The organism is Bradyrhizobium sp. JYMT SZCCT0428, assembly GCF_018131075.1.
Classification (GTDB): Bacteria; Pseudomonadota; Alphaproteobacteria; order Rhizobiales; family Xanthobacteraceae; genus Bradyrhizobium.
Genome location: NZ_JAFCLS010000001.1, coordinates 113,424 through 137,729 on the forward strand (window position 1 = coordinate 113,424; position 24,306 = coordinate 137,729).

Annotated in this window: 16 protein-coding genes and 1 pseudogene; 8 read left to right on the plus strand and 9 right to left on the minus strand. The window is 64.4% G+C overall.

The features are described 5' to 3' along the window. Nucleotides 1-27: 27 nt before the first annotated feature. Together JQ575_RS00675 and JQ575_RS00680 are read right to left on the minus strand one after the other, a co-directional pair. On the minus strand, nucleotides 28-1,218 hold the full coding sequence (locus tag JQ575_RS00675) for a DUF5666 domain-containing protein (RefSeq protein ID WP_212031347.1): 1,191 nt from the start codon (nucleotides 1,216-1,218) through the stop codon (nucleotides 28-30). Next, nucleotides 1,215-2,081, minus strand: a complete 867-nt coding sequence (locus tag JQ575_RS00680; RefSeq protein WP_212031348.1) for a DUF6502 family protein — start codon at nucleotides 2,079-2,081, stop codon at nucleotides 1,215-1,217. The genes JQ575_RS00675 and JQ575_RS00680 overlap by 4 nt, the downstream gene beginning before the upstream one ends. Nucleotides 2,082-2,196: 115 nt before the next feature. On the opposite strand from JQ575_RS00680, the gene JQ575_RS00685 reads away from it, so the two are divergent. From JQ575_RS00685 to JQ575_RS00705, 5 genes are all read left to right on the plus strand, one after another. After that, nucleotides 2,197-2,367 carry a hypothetical protein gene (locus tag JQ575_RS00685; RefSeq protein ID WP_212031349.1) on the plus strand — a complete coding sequence of 57 codons (171 nt, stop codon included), beginning with the start codon at nucleotides 2,197-2,199 and terminating at the stop codon, nucleotides 2,365-2,367. A gap of 17 nt (nucleotides 2,368-2,384) precedes the next feature. Further along, nucleotides 2,385-4,322, plus strand: a complete 1,938-nt coding sequence (locus JQ575_RS00690; protein WP_212031350.1) for a glycosyltransferase — start codon at nucleotides 2,385-2,387, stop codon at nucleotides 4,320-4,322. Between the two features lie 3 nt (nucleotides 4,323-4,325). Beyond that, nucleotides 4,326-5,066, plus strand: coding sequence for an ABC transporter ATP-binding protein (locus tag JQ575_RS00695; protein ID WP_212031351.1), 741 nt, complete (start codon nucleotides 4,326-4,328; stop codon nucleotides 5,064-5,066). Further along, a complete protein-coding gene (locus tag JQ575_RS00700) occupies nucleotides 5,063-6,436 on the plus strand; it encodes a glycosyltransferase family 1 protein (RefSeq protein WP_212031352.1) in 1,374 nt (457 codons plus the stop codon). Before JQ575_RS00695 ends, JQ575_RS00700 begins: the two co-directional genes overlap by 4 nt. Nucleotides 6,437-6,517: 81 nt before the next feature. Next, nucleotides 6,518-7,807: an O-antigen ligase gene (locus JQ575_RS00705; RefSeq protein WP_212031353.1), complete on the plus strand. Its 1,290-nt coding sequence runs from the start codon at nucleotides 6,518-6,520 to the stop codon at nucleotides 7,805-7,807. A 52-nt stretch (nucleotides 7,808-7,859) separates the two neighbouring features. On the opposite strand, the pseudogene JQ575_RS00710 reads toward JQ575_RS00705, so the two are convergent. Beyond that, nucleotides 7,860-9,076, minus strand: a pseudogene (locus tag JQ575_RS00710) (ABC transporter substrate-binding protein). A gap of 157 nt (nucleotides 9,077-9,233) precedes the next feature. On the opposite strand from JQ575_RS00710, the gene JQ575_RS00715 reads away from it, so the two are divergent. Together JQ575_RS00715 and JQ575_RS00720 are read left to right on the plus strand one after the other, a co-directional pair. Then, nucleotides 9,234-11,381 (plus strand): carbamoyltransferase C-terminal domain-containing protein, encoded by a 2,148-nt coding sequence (locus JQ575_RS00715; protein WP_212031354.1) that lies wholly within the window; start codon nucleotides 9,234-9,236, stop codon nucleotides 11,379-11,381. A gap of 159 nt (nucleotides 11,382-11,540) precedes the next feature. Next, the gene (locus JQ575_RS00720) at nucleotides 11,541-11,735 is read left to right on the plus strand and encodes a hypothetical protein (RefSeq protein ID WP_212031355.1); all 195 of its coding nucleotides are present in this window, start codon (nucleotides 11,541-11,543) and stop codon (nucleotides 11,733-11,735) included. Nucleotides 11,736-11,742: 7 nt separating this feature from the next. Here the strand turns inward: JQ575_RS00720 and JQ575_RS00725 are convergent, their stop codons facing one another. From JQ575_RS00725 to JQ575_RS00745, 5 genes are all read right to left on the minus strand, one after another. After that, nucleotides 11,743-12,675, minus strand: a complete 933-nt coding sequence (locus JQ575_RS00725) for a DMT family transporter (protein ID WP_212031356.1) — start codon at nucleotides 12,673-12,675, stop codon at nucleotides 11,743-11,745. A 77-nt stretch (nucleotides 12,676-12,752) separates the two neighbouring features. After that, complete coding sequence (locus tag JQ575_RS00730) at nucleotides 12,753-13,625, minus strand: NAD(P)-dependent oxidoreductase (protein ID WP_212031357.1); 873 nt, start codon at nucleotides 13,623-13,625, stop codon at nucleotides 12,753-12,755. A gap of 3 nt (nucleotides 13,626-13,628) precedes the next feature. Continuing rightward, a protein-coding gene (gene prfB, locus JQ575_RS00735; RefSeq protein WP_192739837.1) for a peptide chain release factor 2 occupies nucleotides 13,629-14,760 on the minus strand; the annotation gives its coding sequence in 2 pieces (ribosomal slippage) (nucleotides 13,629-14,690 and nucleotides 14,692-14,760; 1,131 coding nt in all). Nucleotides 14,761-14,881: 121 nt separating this feature from the next. Next, a complete protein-coding gene (locus JQ575_RS00740) occupies nucleotides 14,882-17,395 on the minus strand; it encodes a penicillin-binding protein 1A (RefSeq protein ID WP_212031358.1) in 2,514 nt (837 codons plus the stop codon). Between the two features lie 255 nt (nucleotides 17,396-17,650). Further along, nucleotides 17,651-18,979, minus strand: coding sequence for an N-acetylmuramoyl-L-alanine amidase (locus JQ575_RS00745; RefSeq protein WP_212031359.1), 1,329 nt, complete (start codon nucleotides 18,977-18,979; stop codon nucleotides 17,651-17,653). A gap of 730 nt (nucleotides 18,980-19,709) precedes the next feature. Between JQ575_RS00745 and JQ575_RS00750 the strand changes: the two genes are divergently transcribed. Continuing rightward, nucleotides 19,710-22,889: a ribonuclease E/G gene (locus tag JQ575_RS00750; RefSeq protein ID WP_212031360.1), complete on the plus strand. Its 3,180-nt coding sequence runs from the start codon at nucleotides 19,710-19,712 to the stop codon at nucleotides 22,887-22,889. Nucleotides 22,890-22,974: 85 nt separating this feature from the next. On the opposite strand, the gene JQ575_RS00755 is transcribed toward JQ575_RS00750, so the two are convergent. After that, nucleotides 22,975-24,303, minus strand: coding sequence for a dicarboxylate/amino acid:cation symporter (locus JQ575_RS00755; protein ID WP_212031361.1), 1,329 nt, complete (start codon nucleotides 24,301-24,303; stop codon nucleotides 22,975-22,977). Nucleotides 24,304-24,306: the final 3 nt, after the last annotated feature.

Sequence of the window (24,306 nt, forward strand, 5' to 3'; positions counted from 1 at the left end):
CGAACGGTATTAACACCTCGGCGGCGATTACCGTCGACCGCCACCGCCCATTCCACCGCCACCGGGACCACCTCCGCCGAAGCCGCCTGGGCCACCGCCAGGTCCGCCGAATCCCCCCGGCCCAGACGGGCCGCCCGGGAATCCGGGGCTCCCGCCGGGTGACATAGACCCACCGGGATCGCTCGCGCGACCCGGGCTTGGAGCTCCGCCTGGCCCTTGAGGAGAACCGCCGGGAACGTGCGTGCCGCCCTGACCGGGCGCTGAGCCTGGAGCTCTGGGGCCAGCCGGATTTCCGATGGACGAGCCCGGGAATTGGCTGACGGATTGCACGGATTCAACGCGCAAGTTTCGCGAACTGTCGAGCACGGCATTCACCACCACGCGTGAGTCGCCGGCCGCGGGCTGGAAGCGCGACACATCGCGCGCGACATAGCCCGATCCGAATTGCAGATTGTCTCCGACCCTTCGCACATAGCCTTCGATCGACAAACGGGTTGCGCCGGTCAAATCGGAAAAATCGTCCCGTCTCGCGTGCGCGACCTGCATCACGCCTTGCGCAAACTGCCCGTCGGCGTGAACGCGCTGACCGATCAGCGCCGGATCCGCACCGGCAAGACGCAAGCCACCGATCCGCACGCCATCGCGATCGCGTTCCAGCAATCCTGTGACTCGCGTGGTGTTGTCGCGTCGCTTCTCAACGAGGCTGGCGACGATGACGCCGTCGGTTCGCCGGAGCCCGGACACCGCAACGTAAGTGCCGGGACGCCAGGTTTCGCGTCCCGTGAACGTCACCCTCTGACCCAGCACCGACATCTCGCCGGCGCCGACGGATTGGATCGGTCCGATCACTTCGCTGACGGCCGAGATACCGCGGGTGGTCAGCGCGCCATTGGCCTGGCGCATCGCCACGACGCGCGCGACGTGTCCGATCCGCAGCGCCTTGATCGACGCCGCCTCGCCGTTGATCCGCACCGGCACGTCGGGCGCATAGCCGATGCGCTCGCCGTTGACGAAGATGCTGCCGAAACGCTGGATGACGCCGACAATGCCGGTACCGCCGATGCCGTGATCGTCACCGATTCTCGGGGCGCCGGTGCCCCCGATACCCTGATCGTCGCCGCTGCGGCCGCCCCGGACCTGTGCCCAGGCCGAGGAAACGCCCGCAAGCCAGAACCCCGCCAGCAGCGACCGACGGGTGACGATCGGCGGTTTGCTCATGGTTGGCCGCCTTCTTTGGCGTCATCGCCGTCCGGCGTCTCGTGGTAGATATAGACACCGAAATTCCACCTGGCGTCGCCGCCCTTGTCCTTGGCGACCGCGCGGTTGGCTTCGCGGTTGGCGGTCTTCAGCGCGTCCATCGCAAGTTCGCGCGAACGTGCTTCGAGGCGCTTGGCCAATTTGGGCGACAGGCCGTCATAATGCACTGCGCGCTCGAGGAAGCGCGGAGTGACCGCCGACACGTTGTCCGCCGCCGCCGCGACGTGGTCGTGCAGGTTGCGGCCGAGATAGTGCCATTTGCGATCGTCGTCGCCGCGCGGAACGAAGGCGGTATCGACCAGCACGATCTCTTCATTCGCGTTGATGCTGACAAGTTGCCGGTCGAGCCATTCGTCCAGCACCGCGCGCGGCCGGACATCCTTGGTGACCGATTCGACGAGCGCCTCGAACGAGGGCGCGTCGCCATCGGCGGTGCGCGGCAATGGCAAGGGGTCGCCGGCCTTGTCGGTGAATTCGGGCGCGGCCATCCAGCGGGCGATGATCGCGCTGGTGCGCGACAGCGTGGCCGGCGTTTCGTTGACGGGCGTTCCGGCGCCGCGCAGCCGGGCCACTTCCTTGCGGTGGATCCCGGTCAGCAGGCTGACGCGGCTGTCGGTCTGCTCCTTGCCGTCAAGCGCGAAGTCATGCTCGGCGACATTGACGAAGAGTTCGCGCAAGAGCTGCGCCAGCGCGGGAAACGTCATGCCGCCGCGGATGCATAACCTCACCAGCGGACGCAGCAGGCGCGCCAACGGCGCCTGCAGCCGGTCCGCGGCGATCGGTTGATGCGAGGCCGGCTTTGGCGGCGGCGGGTTAGCACTCATGGCGAAACTGTAGCCGCGCCCGGCGTGGGACACAATCCCACTTTTTCGCGGCTGGTTATTGACGTGTGAAATTTTCCCACATATACGCAAATCATCCAATCAGGGGAACCCAGCCATGCACGTCCTTTCGCCCCGCAATTCCGCTCCATCCCACCCGGCGGCACGTCACCTCGCCCAAAGCGCGAGGCCGGCGGTCGTCGTGCCCGTGCTGCCGGCGTTGATCCGCTGCGTGACGTTTTTTGCCGCGCTGGCGACGCCGTTCGTCGCCGCCCTTTTCATCCGCTGACCGGCGCGAGCTGCATGATGACTTCGATCGACGCCTCCGCCCGCCGCCTGTCGGTGCTTCACATCTTCAAGGTCTATTATCCCGACCTGTTCGGCGGGACTCTCACCGTGATCCGCGACATCTGCACCGGACTGAAGGCCAGCTTCGCCTTCGCCGTGCTGGTCTGTTCCAGCCCGAATGGACGCCGCCGGATCGTCGTGCACGACGTGCCGGTCGAGCGCGTGCGCTCGTTCGGCGACATCCTGTCACTGCCGTTTGCGCCGACCTATCCGTTGCGGCTGTGGCGCCGGATCACACAGCACGATCTCCTGGTGCTTCATGCGCCGTTTCCGCTGGCTGACCTGGTGTTCGCGCTCGGGTTTGGCCGCAAGCGGCCGCTCGTCGTGCACTGGCATGCCGACATCGTCACGCACGCCAAGCTCAGGCGGTTCGTCGAGCCGCTGATGCGCCGGACGCTCTCGCGGGCGGAAGCGATCATCGTCTCGGATCGTGCCTTGCTGGACGAAACCCCGTTGCTGCGCGAGTTCGCCGACAAATGCCACATCGTCCCCTTCGGCATCGACGTCTCGAAGTATGAGCGGCCGGTCCCGCGTCACCCCGACCTCAAGGTCGGGCATGATCGCGGGCGGCTGGTGCTCGCTTGCGGCCGCCTTGTTCCTTACAAGGGCTTCGATGTGCTGATCCGGGCCGCTGTCGGCCGAACCTTCGAGGTCTGGATCGTTGGCGAGGGCCGCGAACGCGCGAGGCTGGATCAGCTGATCCAGAGCCTCGGCGTCGCCGATCGCGTACGTCTGCTCGGCTCCGTTCCCGATGGTGAACTGGTCAAATTGATGTACATCGCTGATGTCTTCGTGATGCCGTCGGTGACGTCGGCGGAAACCTTCGGACTGGTTCAACTGGAAGCGATGGCGGCAGGTCGCCCCGTCATCAACACGTCGCTCGACACCGCCGTTCCACATATCGCACGTGATGGGATCGAGGCCATCACCGTGCCGCCGGGCGATCACGGCAAGCTGGCAGAAGCGATCGACGTCCTGATCCGCGACCCGGAGCGACGCCAGCGCATGGGGCTTGCCGCCCGGCGGCGCGCCATGACGAAATATTCCACCACGCAATTCAAGCAGGCGATCGAGGCGATCTATCTCGATGCCGTCACCAGCAAGGAGGAAGTGCGGTCCGCCCGCGCCATGGCATCCGAAACCGCCGGCCTCGTCGGCGCGGTCAGGATCGCAGCCACCCTCGCCTGGTCGGATATGCGTCACCGTTACGTCCGCTCGCTGCTGGGTCCGTTCTGGATGTCGATCCAGATGGCGATCATGGTCGCGGTGCTGGGCTCGGTGATCGGACATTTGTCCAACGCCAACGCCGTCGCGCGGCTTCCGATGCTGGCGATCAGCCTGACGGCCTGGACCTTTCTCAACAACGTCGTGCTGGATGCGACGACGGCGCTGCAGAATTCGGCCGGCTTGATCAAGGATCGCGCGCTGCCGCCGGTGATCTTCCTGCTGCAATGCCTGTTCCGGCAGGCGCTGTTCGCGCTCCACAATGCCAGCGTGCCGTTTGTCCTCTGGCTTGCTTTGGCCCGGACCGATATCGAAGGCTGCATCGCGGCCCTGCCGGGATTTGCGCTGTTCGTCGCCTGCACGCTTGGCCTCGGCCTGGTCCTCGGCGCATTGGCCACGCGATTCCGCGACATGAAGCCGATCATCGAATCGACGCTGACGCTGGCCTTCCTGTCCTCCCCGGTGATCTGGACGGCGGAGATGATCAACCCGAATTCCACGGTCATGCGGCTCAATCCGCTGACGCATTTGTTCGCCGTGTGGCGCGAACCGCTGGCGACCGGTCATGTCAGCATGACCAGCATCATTTACGCCCTGGTGTGCGTCGCTGTACTGGCAATCGCGAGCGTCGTGACGGTCGCGCAGCTGCGCAAAGCTGCGTTCTGGATCTGAATCATGGTCAGCATCAGCCTGCGCGACGTCAGCCTCGATTATCCGCTCTATGGAGCCTACGACTTCTCAGTCAAGCGCCGCCTGCTCGGACGGTTGCTCAACGAACGGAGCGAGACGCGCACGATCCGCGCCATCGACAACATGTCGCTCGAAGCCACCGCCGGTGCGCGCATCGGCCTTGCCGGGCCGAACGGCTCCGGAAAATCGACCCTGCTGCGGCTGCTTGCCGGCGTCTATCCGCCGACGCGCGGCCGCATGGAGATATCAGGCAGTGTCGTGCCGCTGATCGGCCTGAACGCAGGCGCCAACATGGATTTCGTGGCTGACGACAATATCCGCCTGCTGCTGCGGATCAGCGGACACAAGCCGACACAGGCCGTCGTGGACGAGATCTGGCAGTTCACCGAGCTCGAAGAACGCATGCGGCATATGCCGCTGCGCATGTTCTCCTCGGGCATGCTGATGCGCGTGCTGTTCGCCACCGCCACGGCGTTTCCGGCCGACATTCTGCTGCTCGACGAATGGCTGAGTGTGGTCGACGAAAAATTCTCAGCGAAGGCCGAGCAGCGGATGCTCAAGCTGGTCTCGATGGCCGCGATCGTGATCATCGCGTCCCACGATCAGGCGCTGCTGCGCCGCACCTGCACCAGCGTCATCAACCTCGATCAAGGGCGCATCGTACGCACGGTACCGCTCGACAGATATTCCGAACGCCCATTCGAACTGGAAGAGAAGAGAGCATGAAGATCCTGGTTGTCAGCGAGGCACTCGGCGAGCCGAACCACAAGCGCGGCATTTTTCATTTCACGCGCGAGCTGATCCGGTCGCTCGCCGCCGACGGCCACGACCTGACGCTGCTCGTCGAAACGACGCGCCGCTATCGTCAGTTGCGGACCCGGCAGCGGCGCGCGCAACTGTTCCCGGCGGATTCGCGCCTGATCGAGCTGTTGGCGCTTTACCGGTTCCTGGACGAAGCCGACATGAACGAGCCGGTGACGCGGAGCGCGGTGCGGCGCACGATCGACTGGGTCAAACACCGGATCCGCGCGTGCACCTCGTGGGAGTTCGGCGCCTGCCTGCTGCGGGCGATCGGGCTGCTGCCCCTGCGGGCCAAGCTGATCGAAAACAAGACCGCCGGGCTGGAATACATCCCGACCGATTTACGGCACCTCGAACTGTTTCGCGACTTTCTGCTCGAACCCGGATTTTACAGCTACCAGGACGCTTCGGCGCTGACCCTGCTGCCACCGCCGCAGATCGATACCCGCGACTATGACGTCATCCTGGTCGATACGCCGACGCGGGTTGCGATCAAGCGCGGCCCCAACGCCAAGGTCATCTGCGTGGTCCACGACTTGCTGCCGCTCACGGATCTGAAGCTGAGCGACGTCGCGACGCGCCTGTTCCTGTCGCGCCTGATGACCAGTCTGCATCAGGCCGACGAACTGGCCTTCGTTTCCAACTACAGCATGAACCGGTTCCGCGATCTGCTGCCGCAATTCTTCTACCTGCCGGCGCGGGTGGTCTACCCGCGTACGCGCTTCGAACCGTTCCGGCTCGCGCCGGTGCCGGTTTCGACCGCACGGCCGGGACAGCCGACCTTTGTCGTGATCGTTTCGGCGGAACCGCGAAAGAACCTCAACGCGGTGGTCCGCGCCTTCCGCAAAATGCCCCATGCCGACCTCGTCGTGATCGGTTACGCCGGCGGCACCAGCCTGATGCGCAATCCGCCGCCGAACGTCCGCTTTGCGGGCTATGTCGAGGAACATGAGAAGGCCGCGCTGATATCAGATGCGCACGGCCTGATCATGCCGAGCCTGGCCGAAGGCTTTGGCGTGCCCATCATCGAAGCGCTGGCGGCCAACACACCCGTTCTGTGCTCGGACATTCCGGTGTTTCGCGAAGTGGCGGGCGAACTTGCCGATTATTTCGATCCGTTCTCGACCGAATCCATCTGCGCGTCCGTCACCCGGGTGCTCTCCGGTCAGGATGAATGGCGCCGCAAAATTCGCGAGCGCCGCGGCGAACTGGTGGAACGCTTCGGCCCCCAGACCCAGGCCCGCGATCTTCTCGCTCCCCCCAGAACCGTCGAGTACCTGGTCGCCGCGCAATAGGACGACGGCTGAATCGCCGACGCCTCTTGGCGACGGCCTGACCGAGACCTTCAGAACCTTGCAAAATCTTGGGATGCTGCGATGACGAGCGTCGAGCGTAATTTGCTGTGCGACCATGCCGGATCGGCCGGACAGGCGGGATGGCGCGGCACGCTACGCCGTCTGGCGGTCGATGTCCGCAATGCCGATATCCTGGCGGCCCTGACCGCGGCTGCGTTGCCGTGGTCGACCTCCGCCACGGCCATCCTCATCGTGCTCTGGCTCGTCGTCCTTGTCCCGACCATCGATAGGGACGCCTTCGTTCGTCATCTGGCGCATCCGGCCTGCGCCCTACCCTACGCGTTTGTCGCGCTCGCCATTCTCGGCGTGTTCTGGACGGACGGCACATGGTCGGCGGCCCTGCACGGCATCAAACCAGTCGCAAAACTGCTGATGATCCCGTTTCTGCTCTATCACTTTCAGCGTTCGCAGCGCGCCAGTTGGGTTTTTGCAGCGTTCCTCGTTTCATGCACCCTGATGATGATCCTGTCCTGGATCGTGCTCTACGCGCCGCAGTTCAAGCTTGGGCCGACCGCCTCGGATGGCGTTCCCGTCAAGAACTATATCGACCAGAGCCAGGAGTTCGCGCTGTGTGCGTTTGCGCTGGCGTTGCCGGCGCTGATCGCGCTTCGCGAGCGGCGGCTGGCCGCGGCGATCGGCTGGCTGGTGCTGTCGGTGGCGTTCGTTGCGAACATGATGTTCGTGGCCTCGGCACGCACGGCGCTGGTGTACATGCCGGTGCTTCTGGTGCTGTTCACCGCCTTGCATCTGAGCCGGCGCACCATGCCGGCGCTGTTTGCGGCGGCCATCGTTGCCGCCGCCATCGTCTGGTCGACCTCGCCCTACCTGCGGCAGCGCATCGCCGACATTGCGACCGAGTATCAGGGCTATGAAACCAACACCGTGGTGTCGACAGCGCAGCGATTGCATTATTGGCGCAAGTCGCTCGGCTTCTTTGCCGATGCTCCGCTGTTCGGCCACGGCACCGGCTCGACCCGGCAGCTGTTCGCGCGCGCGGCCGCCGGGCAGACGGGGCTATGGGCCGAGGTGGTCAGCAATCCGCACAACCAGACCCTCAACGTTGCCGTGCAATGGGGACTGCTCGGCGTCATTACGCTGTACGGGATGTGGCTGAGCCATCTCCTGCTGTTCCGCGGCGACGGCCTGGCGGCCTGGATCGGGCTCGTCACCGTCGTGCAGAACTTCGTCAGCTCCCTCTTGAACTCGCATCTGTTCGATTTTCACGAGGGATGGATGTACGTGCTCGGCGTCGGCGTTGCCGGCGGAATGTCGCTGCGCGCGACCATCCGGAACCGAAGTTCAGGTGCCTGATATCGTCCCGATTGTCACCACCACCGACCTCTCGCGAAAACATTGTCGGCCTCTAGTGCCCGACCTCACCCGCGATGATGTCGCCGAACAGCTCCCAGCTTGCGCCGTTGAACTTCATCAGCTGCATCTGCTCGATCGGAAAGAAATCGTTCGCCCCGGTATTGATCTGGATACCGGGCAGCAGCACGTCGCTGGTAACGCCTTTCAGGCTGGCGGCCTGCTTCATCACGTTCTCGCGCGTGAGATTGTCGCCGCATTGTTTCAGCACCTGGACCATGGTCTGCGCGGTCGCGTAGCCATAGACGTTGTTGTTGTTGGTCTTGTCGCCCTCCGGAAAAAACTTGTCCATGAACGCGGCCCACGCCTTGATGCCGGGATCGTCCTTCCACACGGGATCGGTCGGATCCTTGATGTAGGCCGTCGAAATAATACCCTTGGCGTTGTCCAGTCCGGCCGGCTTGAGCACGGTGGCCACCGACGTCGAGACGTTACCGAGGAAATAGACCGGCTTCCAGCCGAGTTCCGCCACCTTGCGGATTGCCTGCGCCGCGCCCTTGGCGCCGCCCAGGTCATGAAGATATCGGCGCCGGAGTCTTTCAGCGACACGATCTGCGAATCGAGGGTGGGATCGGCAACCTCGTATGATTTGTCCGCGATGATCATGTTGGCCTTGGCGCCGAGGCCGTCGCGCAATCCCTTCATCTGATCCCGGCCGGCGTCGTCATTCTGCCAGATCGCGGCGATCCTGCCGTTCGGATAGTTCTTCAGGATGTAGGCCGCGTAGATCCGGCCCTCGCTCTGGTAGTTGGGCTGCCAGCCCATGGTCCACGGAAAGTTCTGCGGATCGCCAAACTTGGTGGCCCCTGTCGCCACGAAAAGCTGCGGGACCTTCTTGGCGTTCATGTATTTCTGGATCGCCGAGTTCGACGGCGTACCGAGCGGCTGGAACACCAGCAAAACCTCGTCGCTCTCCACCAGCTTGCGCGCCTGCTCGACGGCTTTCGGCGGACTGTAGGCGTCGTCATAGCTGATGAAACTGATCTTGCGGCCGTTGATGCCGCCTTCGGCGTTGATCTTGTTGAAATACGCGGCCTGGGCCTTGCCGATGGTGCCGTAAGCGGAGGCCGGACCGCTATAGGGCATGATGTTGCCGATCTTGATTTCGGTATCGGACGCGCCCGGATCGTATTTCTTCTGCGCGTGGGCTGCGGTCGCGGTCATCGCGGCGATCGCCGTCATGGCAACCAGGGTTCGGATTCGAGCCGTCATCGTTCTCTCCCACGCTTTATTATTTTGACGAAGTGTCGCAATCCGCGCGCGGACTGGCAAGCGGCCGCTTATTCCGCTGGATGAAACAGCATTGTTGCGCGTCGCCTTTTATGATTGATGCAGGGCGACACGTTTCCCCTGCAAGGTTTCCTTAGAATTGAACCCGACGACACGCATTGGCCCCCGACATCCGAAGCTCGCCGCAGGCGGATTCCGCGCCGCGCGCTGGCTGGCCGCGAAGACGTTTGGCGCGGCCGGCTTTCACCAGCTCGGCTCGAAATTCGCCGACGCGCGGATCGCGCATGCGCGCGAAAAGCTCGCGCGCGGGGAAACGGTCTATCTCGCCGGCCTCGGCGCGCCCGGCACGCATAATTCGGGCGTGGCGCTGGTCGAGGTGACGCAGGCCCATGGCCCCCGCCTGATCCTCAACAACGAGGAAGAACGTTTCTCCGCCAACAAGCACACGACGGAATATCCGCGCGCCTCTGTTGATGCGATGGTTGCAGCCTTGCGCGGCATCGGACGCGACATCGGCGATATCGACGCCTGGCTGACCAGCTGGGACTACCCGACACTGGCGGGAACACTGGCGCGCTCGGTGCTGGAAGAAATCCCGCAAAGCCTGAAGCTGCTGCGCACCACCGAAGCGGCCGGCTTCGACGGACGGCGACTCGACCAGATGACGCGCACGCCAAAGATCCTTGCGAAGCAGTTGGGGCTTTCCGAGCGCGTGCAGCTGATCTGCCTGCCGCATCACGACAACCATGCCTGGTTTTCCTATGCGGCCTCGCCCTTCGCCGCAGACGGCGAGCCGGTGGCGGTCGCGGTGCTCGACGGCACCGGCGATCAGGGCTCGATCTCGCTGTACGTCGTCCAGAAAGGCAAGATGCGCCGGCTCTACTGCAACGACAGCATGTTTGATTCACTGGGCGCGTTCTACAGCGTGATTTCATCGACGCAGGGCGGCTGGACCTGGCTCTCCAGCGAAGGCCGCTATATGGGCGCGGCCGCCTGGGGCGACATGAACCGCACGACAAATCCGTATTACGCGCGGCTGCGAAACGTCCTGCATTTCGGCGAAGCCGGCGAAGTCAGGCTCAACCGCGCGATGGCCAACTGGTATTGCGACCCGTTCGATAACCCTTACAAGACGGCCCTCACCGACATCCTTGGGCCACCGCTCACGCCCGACCAGCTCTGGAATCCCGACGCGGTGCTGCGCGTCGAGGACATCCATCACCGTCCCGACACCAAGGATCGCCTCGACAAGGCCGCCGCAACGCAACTGGTGTTCGAGGACGCCATGATCCATGTCGTGGATCATCTGCTGCGCATCACAGGCGCGAGCCGGCTGGTGCTCACCGGCGGCGTGGCGCTGAACGCGATCGGCAACATGCGCCTGCTCGAACATTTCGATGAAGCCTGGTTCGCAGCCGCGCAGCAACGCAAGGCGCGCCTGCATCTGTGGGTGCCGCCGGTGCCCGGCGATCCCGGCGTCACCATCGGCGCCGCCTGGCTGTTCGCGCATCTGGCGGGCGCCCCGCGCGGCGCGCCGATGACGCATGCATTCTATTGCGGCCTGCCCCCCTCCAACGAAGCCATTGCGAGCGCGCTCGGCGCCGATGACATCGCCTCGCAGCGGATCGGCGATATCTCGACCGCTGATGGACGCGACGCCATCGCCGATCTGATGGCGGCCGTGGTCGCGCAGGGCGGCGTGATCGCGCTCTATCAGGGTGCCGCCGAGACCGGCCCGCGCGCGCTCGGCCACCGCTCGATCCTCGCCAATCCCTGCGATCCCAACGCGCGCGAGCGGCTCAACGAGCGCGTCAAGTACCGCGAGGCGATCCGCCCGCTGGCGCCGATGGCAACGCTGGAAGCTGCCCGGGAATATTTCGATCTGCTGCCGGGCGCCTCCGACGCCGGTTACAACGCCTACAATTACATGGTGCTGACGGCGCAATCGAAGCCGGGCGCACGTGACAAAATTCCGGCCGTAATTCACGCCGACGGCACCGGCCGGATCCAGATCGTCAATGCGGATGACGATCCCCTCACCCACGCTTATCTGAAAGCGCTCGGCCGTCACATCGGCGTCGAGATATCCGTCAACACGTCCTTCAATGTCGCCGGTCCAATCGCGCAAACGCCGCAGCAGGCCATCGACACGCTGCGCCGCTCCAAGGGGCTCGATGCCGTCGTGCTGGTCGCAGATGACGGCGCGGTCTATGCCGCCTGGCACGGCGGCGAGCGCGACAGCGGACGGTTTTCAAGCTGGTTCGCGCAGTGGCAAGCCCGCCGGTAAGGTTGACAAGTTAGCTTAACCAGCGACTTCAATTGCGTAACGACAGCCGCGCGCTATCGTGCGTGCAGTGGACGATTTTGTTCGTTCCAACCCCTGTTAACTTCGCCGTCGGGCGATCATATTCCGCCCGGCGGCCTCGTTAAATCGTGAGCGCGCGCCATGCATGCGGAAAGCCAGGAACGGTTACGAATACTGAGCCTCAGTCCGAAGCCCGCCTGGGCCGAAGTCTGGCACTTGCGGAAGATTTTCATTCCGCGGCGATCCATCACCGGACGCTTGCTGACCGGCAAGGTCTGGCGTCGTCATGACGGAAGGCGCTGGATCTACAAGAAATTCATCGAACCCACCGGCTGAGCGCCATCTATCCGATAACAGCCGGCCGTCGAAACAACCCGAGCACCCGCCCGTCGATCAACAGCAGCGCGCTGCCGATCACCAGCGCGCCCGCGATCTCGCGCGGCGAAATCTGCTCGCCCAGCACCAAATAGCCGAGCACGATGGCGGTGACCGGAATCAACAGCGTCACCAGCATGACATTGGTGGCGCCGGAGCGCCGCAAGATCTGGAAGAACACGATATAGGCCAGCGCCGTCGACAGGACAGCCAGACCGATCACGGCGCCCCACGTCGCAAGCCCCGGCATCGGCAATTGCCAGGGACGTTCGATGAAGCCAGCGACAACCATCATCATGATGCTCGAGGCCAGCAACTGAAACGTCGCCGTCCCCAGCGGCGGCGAGTTCGACAAAAGCCGTCGCGCCAATAGCGCCGACAAGCCATAGCTGAACGCACCGGCAAGGCAGAGCAGGATGCCGATGCCCTGCCCACTCCAGATTCCGTCGCCGTCAAAACTCCAGCCGCGCAGGATAACGACGCCGATCAAGCCCACCACGACGCCCGCGATCCGCCGCGCCTGCAGCTTCTCTTCACCGGCCACCGCCATCACCACGACGGTAAACAACGGCGTGGTGGCGTTGAGGATCGAGGCGAGCCCGCTCGGGATGGTCATCTGTCCCGCCACGATCAGCGAGAACGGCAATACGTTGTTGAAAAGCCCGATCGCGAAGAACGGCTTCCAGCCTGCAACCCCCTTCGGAAAATCAATCCGGTAAACCCATAGCAGCGGCAGCAGGATGATCGACGCCAGCGCCACGCGCAGCAGCACCAGCGTCAGCGGCGGCAATTCGCGCAGCACCACGCCGTTGAAAAAGAACGAGCCGCCCCACAGGATCGAAAGCACGCCGAGCAGCGACCAGTCGCGGGCGTCGATCCGGTTGTCATTGGCGGTGGTCATTGGCTCATATCTGCATTTGCTGCAGATCTATTCCAGCCCGCGCGCCGTTCCCACCCGATTTCCGAACAGGTGCACGCCTATTTCGGCCGCGACACGATTTCGATCATTCTGCCCTCATCATCGTCGGGCATCTCGGCTTTGGCCCGCGCGTACGCTTCCACCGCGGCGCGGCCGACCAGCGGCGACTCCGGCAGCAGGCTTTCGGCCAGCTGCACCGCATAGTCCGCATCCTTGTGGCGGAGCGCTGCCGTGAACGACGCGCCCGAGAAGTCGCGCGCCACCATGCGCTTTGAATGACGGATCACCTGCGGGCTCGCGACCGCGCCGGTCGCCAGCGCTTCCGCCACGAGGTTCATGTCCAGCCCGGCCCGCTCGGCCATCGCGATGCCTTCGGCCAGACTGGCGATCTGCACCGCGCCCATCAGGTTGTTGATCAGCTTGAATACGGTGCCTGATCCGACCGCACCAAAGTGCCTGACGACGTTGCCGATCGGCGCGAGATACGGTTTCGCGCGATCGAGATCGGCAGCCTCCGCGCCAACGAGCAAGGTCAGCTTGCCCGTTGCCGCCGCTTCCGGCAGGCCAGTGACGGGGCAATCGATGTAGATCAGTCCACGCGCGCCCAACACACCCGCCATATGAAGCGCGTGCTGGTGCGACACCGTGGAGCATTCAATCGCCAGCGTGCCGGCCTTCATATTGGCGGCGGCGCCGTCCTTGGTGAGCCATACTTCGCGCGATGCGTTGTCGTCGGCGACCATGGTCACGACGGCATCGGCATCGATCGCGGCATCCTCCGGCGACGTTGCCCATCGCGCGCCCCGCGCAATCAGATCTTCCGCCTTGGCCTTGCTGCGATTCCACACCGAAACGGTGAAGCCGGCGTCAAGGTACCGGCCGGCCATTCCCTGGCCCATCCGTCCCAATCCGATGAAGGCAACTCTGGCCATGGACTAGTCCACATCCTCGACCGAACCGGGCGAGGTGCCGAACGCGCGCTGCGCCAGCGTCGCGGCCATGAACTCATCGAGATCGCCGTCGAGCACGCCCGACGTGTCCGAGGTCTGCACACCGGTGCGCAAATCCTTGACCATCTGATAGGGCTGCAACACGTAGGAGCGGATCTGGTGACCCCAGCCGATATCGGTCTTGGCGGCCTGATCGGCGGCGGCCTGCTCCTCGCGCTTCTTCAGCTCGATTTCGTAGAGCCGCGCGCGCAACATGTCCCAGGCCTGCGCGCGGTTCTTGTGCTGCGAGCGGCCGGCCTGACACACCACGGCGACGCCGGTCGGAATATGCGTCAGCCGCACCGCGGATTCGGTCTTGTTGACGTGCTGACCGCCGGCACCGCCCGAGCGCATGGTGTCGGTGCGCACGTCGGACTCCGCGATGTCGATCTTGATGCTGTTATCGACCACGGGAAAGATCGCGACCGACGAGAACGAGGTGTGGCGGCGCGCGTTGGAATCGTACGGCGATATCCGAACCAGCCGGTGCACGCCCGCCTCGGTCTTGAGCCAACCATAGGCGTTGTGGCCCGAGATCTGGATGGTGGCGGATTTGATGCCGGCTTCCTCGCCTTGCGTCTCTTCCAGATATTCGATCTTGAAGCCGTGCTTTTCGGCCCAGCGCGTATACATGCGCAGCAGCATCTCGGCCCAGTCCTGGCTCTCGGTGCCACCCGCGCCGGCATGAACTTCGAGATAGGAATCGAACCGGTCCGCCTCGCCCGACAGCAGCGCCTCGAGCTCGCGGCGTGCCACTTCCTTCTTCAAGGCTTTCAGCGCGTTCTCGGCTTCGGTGACGACGCCGGCATCGTTCTCGGCTTCGCCGAGTTCGATCATCTCGACATTGTCGCTGAGCTCGCGCTCGACCTTGCCGATGCCCTGCAGCGCATCCTCCAGCGAGGTGCGCTCCTGCATCAGTTTCTGGGCCTTCTGCGGATCGTTCCAGAGAGTGGGATCTTCGGCGAGCTTGTTCAGCTCGGCCAGCCGGGCCGTGGACTGTTCGACGTCAAAGATGCCTCCTCAGCAGCCCGACTGACTGCTTGATCTCTTCAACGAGGCGTTCGATTTCGGCGCGCATGGTGTCTCTGATCTGCGGTATAGAAACCGCCAACTATAGATGTTTGCAGGGATGTAGCGGCGTCCGCTACAAAGCGCAATCCGCCTGGGGTTCAGTCCCAAGCGGGTTTCGCACTAACAACCTAGTACAGCCCGCCGGGCCGCATGATGTGGCCGGAGTCAGGCGACTGGTATCCCCCCTGATATCCGGCCGGATATCCCTGCGGGGCACGCCCATCGGCATCGGCCACGCCAATGACGGAGTAATTGTCCGGCGGCGCGGTGCCCGGCTTGAAGGCCTCCAGGATGGTCCGGCCGCCTTCGCCGGGACCTGCGCGCATGCCGCTCTTGGCATCGACGCGGACCAGCTTGATTCCGGCCGGCACCTTGAACGGGATCGCGGCCTTGTCGGCGAGCGCGAGCTTGAGGAAGTCGCGCGCGATCGGCGCGGCCAGCGCACCGCCGGTCGCCTTGCCACCGAGGGTGCGCGGCTTGTCATAGCCGAGATAGATGCCGACCACGAGGTCCGGCGAGAAGCCGATGAACCAGGCATCCTTGGCGTCGTTGGTGGTTCCGGTCTTGCCGGCGATCGGCTTGCCGACTTCCTTCACGACAGTCGCGGTGCCGGCCTGGACGACATATTCCATCATCGAGGTGATCTGATAGGCCGTCATCGGATCGAGTACCTGCTCGCGGCGGTCGACCAGTTGCGGTTCAGGCTGATTCTTCCAGCCGCCGGGCGCGTCGCAGCCGCGGCATTCGCGCGCGTCATGCTTGTAGATCGTGTGCCCGTAACGGTCCTGGATGCGATCGATCAAGGTCGGCTTCACGCGGCGGCCGCCATTGGCGAACATCGAATAGGCCGTGACCATGCGCATGACCGTGGTTTCGCCGGCGCCGAGCGAATAGGACAGATAGTTCGGCAGTTCGTCGTAGACGCCGAAGCGCCGTGAATATTCGCCGATCAGCGGCATGCCGATGTCCTGCGCCAGCCGCACCGTCACCGTGTTGAGCGACTGCCGCAGCGCATTGCGCAGCGTCACCGGACCGTTGTACTTGCCGGACGAATAGTTTTCCGGGCGCCAGACGCCGGCGCCCTGCCCCTGATCGATTTCGATCGGCGCGTCGACCACCACGGTCGACGGCGTGTAGCCATTGTCCATGGCCGCCGAATAGACCAACGGCTTGAACGAGGAACCAGGCTGCCGGTAGGCCTGTGTCGCGCGGTTGAACTGGCTCTGGTCGAACGAGAATCCGCCGACCATCGCCAGCACACGGCCGGTCCAGGGATCCATCGCCACCATCGCGCCGGATACTTCCGGCAATTGGCGCAGGCGGTACTGCCCCTCCACCGGATTGCCGTCCTTGCCGAACAGCGGATCGACATAAATCACATCGCCCGGGGCGAGCACTTGCGCGACCGATGTCGGCGTCCTGCCCTTGGTCGGTCCCGACGCCGCCTTGGCCCATTTGACGCCATCGATCGTGATGATGCCGGTCTGCCGTTGTTTGGCGACGGCGCCGCCAAGCTCGCGGCCCGGCTGGAAACCGACCCGCGCCGACTGGTCGCTGGTCTCCAGCACCACAGCCATCCGCCAGGGCGAGATATCGCCCAGCGCCTTGACGTCGGCCAGCTTCACGCCCCAGTCGCCGGAAATGTCGAGCTTGCTTGGCGCACCCCGCCAGCCCTGCGCCTCATCGTAATTGACCATGCCGGCCGCCATGGTCTTGCGCGCCATCACCTGCATCTTCGGGTCGAGCGTCGCCCGGACCGAGAGGCCGCCTTCATAGAGCTTCTTTTCGCCGTAGCGTTCGAAGATGTCGCGCCGGACTTCCTCGGCGAAATATTCGCCGGCGAAGATATGCGCGCCGGTACCGCGGCTGGTGACGAGAAGCTGATCCTTGCGCGCCTTGTCGGCATCGGCCTGCTTGATCCAGCCGTTTTCGACGAGACGATCGACGACGTAGTTGCGGCGTTCGATCGCGCGGTCGCGGTTGCGCACCGGATGCAGCGCCGCCGGCGCTTTCGGCAGCGCCGCCAGATACGAGGCTTCCGAGATCGAGAGTTCGTTCACCGACTTGTCGAAATAGACCAGCGACGCCGCCGCGATGCCGTAGGCGCCGAGGCCGAGATAGATTTCATTGAGATAGAGTTCGAGGATGCGGTCCTTCGAATAGGCGCGCTCGATGCGCATCGCCAGCAGGGCTTCCTTGATCTTGCGGGCGAAGGAGACCTCGTTGGTCAACAGGAAGTTCTTTGCGACCTGCTGGGTGATGGTCGACGCACCCTGCGGCCGGCGGTTGGAGCCGTAGTTCTGCGCATACAGCACCGCCGCGCGCGCCATGCCGGTGAAGTCGATGCCGCCGTGCTCGTAGAAATTCTTGTCTTCGGCGGCGAGGAACGCGTTGATGACGAGTTTTGGCACCGCCTGGATCGGCAGATAGAGCCGGCGCTCCTTCGAATACTCGCCGAGCAGCGCGCCATCGGAGGCGTGCACGCGCGTCATCACAGGCGGTTCATAATCCTGAAGCTGCGAATAATCCGGCAAGTCCTTGGAGAAATGCCAGATCGCGCCCGCAACGCCGGCGACGCCCACCAGGAACACCACGGTTCCGGCGGCAAACAAGAAACCCAAAAACCGCACCAGCAAGCGCATGATCGAAGTTCCGTTCCAACCCTTGCGCCGTGACTTTCGGCGTCTGCCTTGCCATCAAAATCGAAGCGCAAATCGAAGCGCTCGAGCCCCGCCCAACGGACCGCCGTTGCGCGTACGAACAATAAAGGGGCCGACGGACAATAATGGCCGATTCCGAAGACCCTGCGGTAGTTTTCTATACCGCTGCCGCTGTGGCCAAACTAGGGCTTCCTCCATGGCATCGCGTGCATTTAATCAGCATTTTCATACGGCTTTTCATTTGCCGGGCCCGGCAGTTGCCAGCCGTTTGGCGAAAAATGCATCAATCGCCAGCGCCATCGATCCGACGGTCTTGTTCCGCCAGTTCTCCGACATCAGTAGCTCGAGGTCGCCCTTGTTCGAGACATAGCCGAGTTCGACCAGCACCGAGGGCACGTCCGGCGCCTTCAATACGCGGAAGCCGGCGGATTTCAACGGGTGCTTGTGCATCCGCACCGTGGTCTTCATCTCGCCCATCAAGATGCGGGCGAAGCGGTTTGAAAACGTTCGGGTCTCGCGCTGCGCGAGGTCAATCAGAATGTCGGCGACTTCGGTCGGCTCGTCGGTGAGATTGACGCCGCCAATGGCGTCCGACTTGTTCTCGGCCTCGGCCAGCCGCTCGGCTTCAGCGTCGGAAGCCTTGTCGGACAGAGTGTAGATGGTGGCGCCGTGGGCATCGCCCTCCCGCCGCGGAAGGGCGTCGGCATGGATCGAGACGAACAGCGCAGCCGACTGGGTGCGTGCGACCTTCACGCGATCGTTCAACGGAATGAACGTATCGTCCGTACGAGTCATGACGACGCGGTATTTGCCTGATTTCTCGATACGATCGCGCAGCGCGAGGCCAAATCCCAGCACCAGATTCTTTTCCATCTCGCCGCCGGCCTGGGTACCGTTGTCGATGCCGCCATGGCCGGGATCGATCACGATCAGGGGTCGGGTATCCTGCGCCTGTGCGGGCTTTGCCGCCGCCGCTGCATCGTCCGGCCCGACCGCGGCATTGGCCGCCGCAATCGCGGGCCTCAGCTCGGGGCGATTCTCGGGCGCCAGCAATTGCACGAAGGCGGTCCGGTCCACCTCTTCCAGCTCCAGCACCAGCCGCGGCGGCTGGTCGTTGGCCGCTTCCAGCACATAGGATTTGGCGACCTTGGCCGGTCCCGTCAGGTCGAACACGATTCGCGAACCGCCCGGCATGACGAGGCCATAGCGGAACGCCTTGACCAGCCCGCGCCCCGCGCTGCCGGTGCCCGCGGCCAGCTTGAAGCTGACCTGTGGAATATCAACGACCACGCGATAGGGATCGGCCAGCGCAAAGGCACGAAACTGGATCGGCCTGTCGAGATCGAGGACGAAGCGGGTTTGCTTGCTATCGCCGGCCAGCCTTGCATCGGAGGCGACCGGAAAATTCGAGGCGGCGACCGGGGTTGGACTGGGGGCGCTTGGCGAAGCGGGACCAGGCGCAGGCCCCTGCGCCGCGCTTGGGGTGATGGAATTGACCCACAGCAATGCTGCGACGCACAACAGGCCGCGCCCCAGCAAAACCCGGTGATTTGCGCGGTTAGCCAACGATTCGACGCCTCCGAGCCGCTCTCTTACCGCATTAGAACCACAGGGTTAATCGAACCTTAAGGGTCCAAAAGCGAAAAGAGATGAGTGTTGCCGTGCTGCGACGCTTCCCTGATGCTTCCCTTGCACCGGGCGGGCAATCCACGTATGTACGAGGTGCTGACGGCTAATACTCCCGGTTGTGTCGCGTTCAGCCTCCCGGTGCAGCGCCGGAACCTTCGAAGCCGAAGTTTCCTGCGTCTTTCCCGATCCCCTCCACCAGCCAGCGCTGCGCGCGGCTGACACGGAGTGGCGGTTTCGAGCCCGAGCGGCGTCCGCTCCCAGGTACTAACTTGCAAGGTACTATCTTGCTCCAGGGACGGTTTAAAACACGGCAGAACTGATTATCCGGACCCCAAACGGTCCGATATGCGATGGCCGGCGAGCGCTTTGGCGCCGCGCCGGGCCTTCAGCGATAGACACGGCGGTCAGTTTTGCCGCCAACATGTTCAGACGGGCCGACGCTTGATGCGCCAGACTGTGTTGCCGACCAAGATCCACGGATCGATCGCGCCGACGCGAAGCGAAAGCTTCGCGCGTCGCCTTGTTCCGGTGGGTCCCCGTTCGGCGCGGCGCCAAGGTTTGCGTTTTGGCCTTCCCCTCACCCCCGAATCAGGTGGACCGTCGCGTCACCGGGCCGCGCAATATGCGCGCGCCTTGCACCGCGCCCGCCGCCGTCAAGAGCTCCAAAATGCCCAACAAGATGTTGATCGATGCCACCCACCCGGAAGAGACCCGGGTCGTCGTGGTCCGCGGCAATCGCGTCGAAGAATTTGATTTCGAGACCGCCCAGCGCAAACAACTGCGCGGCAATATCTACCTCGCCAAGGTCACGCGCGTAGAGCCGTCGCTGCAGGCGGCCTTCATCGAATATGGCGGCAACCGCCACGGCTTCCTGGCCTTCAGCGAAATCCACCCCGACTATTACCAGATCCCGGTCGCCGACCGGCAGGCGCTGATCGAGGCTGACGAACGCGCCCATCGCGAGGCCGAGGAAGAGAGCGAGAACCGCTCCTCCAACCGTCACCGCGGCCGTTCGCGCCACCGCACCGCCCGCCGCCGCGGCCATGGCGAGCGGGTCCAGAGCGACGTCGTCGACAACGCCGCGATCGATCCGGCGCAGGCCGCCCAGCCCTATGAGGGCGAGGCGCAGCGCTTGCATGAAGGCGCGCACCCCGACGAAGCCCACGCCCAGGATGCCGATCACCATCCCGCCGATGCAGCTGACCACGGCCACGGTCATGGGCACGTTGTGCATGATCACGACGATCATTCGCATGAACATGGTCGTCCCCAGGAAGACCACGTCCAAGATGGCGTCCAAGAGCACGTCCAAGAACACGTCCAGGATCACGCCCCTGATCATGCCGCGGCCGAAGCCCCGGTAGCTTCCTTCCCATCCGATGCGGCACCGGTTGAGGCCGTCGCCGCGCCGGCAGAGGCAGCGGCCAGCGCCGAAAGCCACGAGGATCATGCGCATCACGACGAGCCGGCGCATGAGGCACGGCACGACGACGAACACGCGCTCGAAAACGCCGCCCATGCCGATGACGCGCCGCGCGCCGAGCATGCCGGCGAGGAATACGCCGCCGCTTCCCACGAGGATCGTGCCCCCGCGCCGGAAGGCGACGAGCAAGACGACGACGATGAAGACGATGGCGACGATGCCGAAGAGGAAGTCGTCGAATCCGTCGGCGGCGACGATGTGCTCGAGGAAGTGCCGGAGCGCGCCTTCCGCCCGCGCCGCCAGTACAAGATCCAGGAAGTCATCAAGCGCCGCCAGGTCATGCTGGTGCAGGTCGTCAAGGAAGAGCGCGGCAACAAGGGCGCGGCGCTGACCACCTATCTGTCGTTGGCCGGCCGTTACGCCGTGCTGATGCCCAACACCGCGCGCGGCGGCGGCATCAGCCGCAAGATCACCTCGGCCCAGGACCGTTCGCGGCTCAAGGAAGTGGTGCAGGATCTCGACGTGCCCGAGGGCATGGGCATCATCTTGCGCACCGCCGGCGCCTCGCGCACCAAGCCCGAAATCAAGCGCGACTTCGAATATCTGATCCGCATGTGGGAAACCGTGCGCGACATGACGCTGAAGTCGCAGGCGCCGACGCTGGTCTACGAGGAAGGCTCGCTGATCAAGCGTTCGCTGCGCGACCTCTACAACAAGGAAATCGACGAAATCCAGGTCGCCGGCCAGGCCGGCTATGATGAAGCCCGCGACTTCATGAAGATGCTGATGCCCTCGAACGTGCGGGCGGTCCGGCAATATCGCGACGGCCAGCCGCTGTTCTCAAGGATGGGCGTCGAGAGCCAGCTCGATGCGATGTTCTCGCCGACGGTGCAATTGCGTTCGGGCGGCTACATCGTCATCAACCAGACCGAAGCTTTGGTCTCGATCGACGTCAACTCCGGGCGATCGACCCGCGAGCACCACATCGAGGACACCGCGCTCAAGACCAACCTCGAAGCGTCAGAGGAAGTCGCGCGGCAGCTGCGTCTGCGCGATCTCGCGGGCCTGATCGTCATCGACTTCATCGACATGGACGAGAAGCGCAACAACCGCGCGGTCGAGCGCAAGCTAAGCGACTGCCTGCGGCAGGACCGCGCCCGCATCCAGGTCGGCCGCATCTCGCATTTCGGCCTGTTGGAAATGTCGCGCCAGCGCATCCGCGCCAGCGTGCTGGAGAGTTCGACCGAGCCCTGCGCGCATTGCGGCGGCAGCGGCCATGTCCGCTCGGTGTCGTCGGTGGCGCTGCAATTGCTGCGCGGCATCGAAGAAATCCTGATGAAGGGCGCGACCCACAATCTGGTGGTGCGCACCCGCACCGACGTCGCGCTCTACGTCCTCAACCACAAGCGCGGACATCTGCGCGATCTCGAAAACGCCTTCAAGGTCACGCTTGCGGTGGTCGCCGATCCCACCGTGGCCGGCCAGCAATCGTTCATCATCGATCGCGGCGAACAGGTGCACACGCTGGAAGCAGCCAAGGCCTTGCTCGCAGCGCAGGCCGCAGCCTCGCCGTCGCAGGTCGAGGAAGCCTATGACGACGAAGAGCCGTTCGACATCGAAGGTGAAGTCGAGACCGAAGAGACCGAAGGCCTGACCGAGGAAGCCGCAGGCGGCGAAGAAGTCGCCGGTGAAAGCGAAGCCGACGGCCACCGCCGCAAGCGCCGCCGGCGCCGCCGCGGCCGTGGCGAGCCGCGTGAAGGCGGCGCTCCGCGCGACGACAATGACGCCCTGCGCGTTGTCCCCGAAAGCGCTGATGGCGCAGTCACGGTTGCCGACGACGGCGAAGCCGACGACGACGAGGGCGACGAACAGGGAGCTGTTGCGCGCGGCGAACAGGGACCAAACGGCGAGCGGCGCCCGCGCCGTCGCGGACGTCGCGGCGGACGCCGCCGGCGTGGCAGCGGACCGGAAGATGGTCTCGCCGGATCGATCTCCGACGAACTCGGACCGACCCCGGTTTCGGAAGTCGCCAGCGCGGTAGCCGATTTCGACGGCCCCTCCTCTGAGCCGGCGCCGACATTGGTTGAACCCGAGCCCGTTTCGCAGCCGCCGCAACCGCAATGGCAGCCCGCGGAACACGCCTCGCCCGAAACCGTCAGCAGCGCGCCCACGCCGACGCCTGAGGAAACCGCACAGGAGGCCGACCGGGCCGCCGCGCGGCGGCGTTCGACGGTGCGCGAAAAAGTCTCGTTCCTGACCAGCGCCCCGTCCGAGCCAGCACCGGCCGTCAGCCATAGCGAGGCGGAGCCGGCGGCAACGGCCGCCCCTGGTCCCGCGCCCGCTGAGCCCGCGCCTGCCGCAACCAGCGAAGCCGCGCCGCGCAAGGCCGGCTGGTGGTCACGGCGTTTCGGCAGCGGCGAATAAGGACGACCTAAGTTCAAACGGAAAAACCGCCCGGTAACGCCGGGCGGTTTTTTGTTGCAGCAACGCGTCTTCAGAAAAATGATCGTCAGTCGGTCGAGAGCGCGGTCTCCATGTCGGTCGGGTCGATCTGCTTGTTGAGATTGGCGTGCAGCTTCTCCTGATCGAGTTCGCCCTCCCACCACGACACCACGATGCAGGCGACGCCGTTGCCGCAGAGGTTGGTCAGCGCGCGGCACTCGCTCATGAACTTGTCGATGCCGAGCACGATGGCCATGCCGGGCACCAGCCGCGGATCGACCACCGCGAGCGTTGCCGCCAGCGTGATGAAGCCCGCACCTGTGATGCCCGAGGCGCCCTTCGAAGTCAGCATCGCCACCAACAGGATGGTGATCTGCTGGCCCATAGTGAGATCGAAACCGAGCGCCTGCGCGATGAACAGCGTCGCCAGCGTCATGTAGATGTTGGTGCCGTCGAGGTTGAACGAGTAACCGGTCGGCACCACCAGGCCGACGACCGACTTCGAACAGCCGAGCCGCTCCAGCTTTTCCATCAGCGAGGGCAGCGCGCTCTCGGACGACGAGGTGCCGAGCACGATCAAAAGTTCGTCCTTGATGTAGGACAGGAACTTGAGGATCGAGAACCCGACTATGCGCGCGATGGTGCCGAGCACGATCAAGACGAACAGCGCCGCGGTGACGTAGAAGGTCGCGATCAGCCCGACCAGGTTCACGATGGCGCCGGTGCCGAACTTGCCGATCGTATAGGCCATGGCGCCGAACGCGCCGATCGGCGCGGCCCTCATCACGATCGCGATCACGCCGAACACCGCGTGCGCGGCGTCGTCGATGAAGGAACGCAGGCTATGGCCACGCTTGCCGAGCGCCATGACCGAAAAGCCGAACAGGATCGAAAACAGCAGTACTTGCAGGATTTCACCCTGCGCGAAGGCGCCGACGACGGTGTCGGGAATGATGTGCAGGAAGAAATCGACCGACTTCTGGGCCTCGGCCTGCTTGGCGAATCCGGCGACCTTGGCCGCGTCAGCCATGGCGCCGCCGAAGCCGTGGCCCGGCTTGACCACATTGCCGATGAGCAGCCCGATCACCAGCGCAAAGGTCGAGACGATTTCGAAGTAGATCAGCGCCTTGATGCCGATGCGGCCGACCTTCTTGGCGTCCTGGATATGGGCGATGCCCGACACCACGGTGCAGAAGATGATCGGCGCGATCACCATCTTGATCAGCTTGATGAAGCCGTCACCGAGCGCCTTGATCCAGTCGTTGGTCGCGAGCGCCGGCCAGAGCCAGCCGGTCAGCGCGCCGAGCACGATGGCGATCAGCACCTGGACGTAGAGAATCTTGTACCAGGGCCTGCCCGCGCTCACCGGCGCTTCAGCCGCAATCGTTGCCGCCATGAC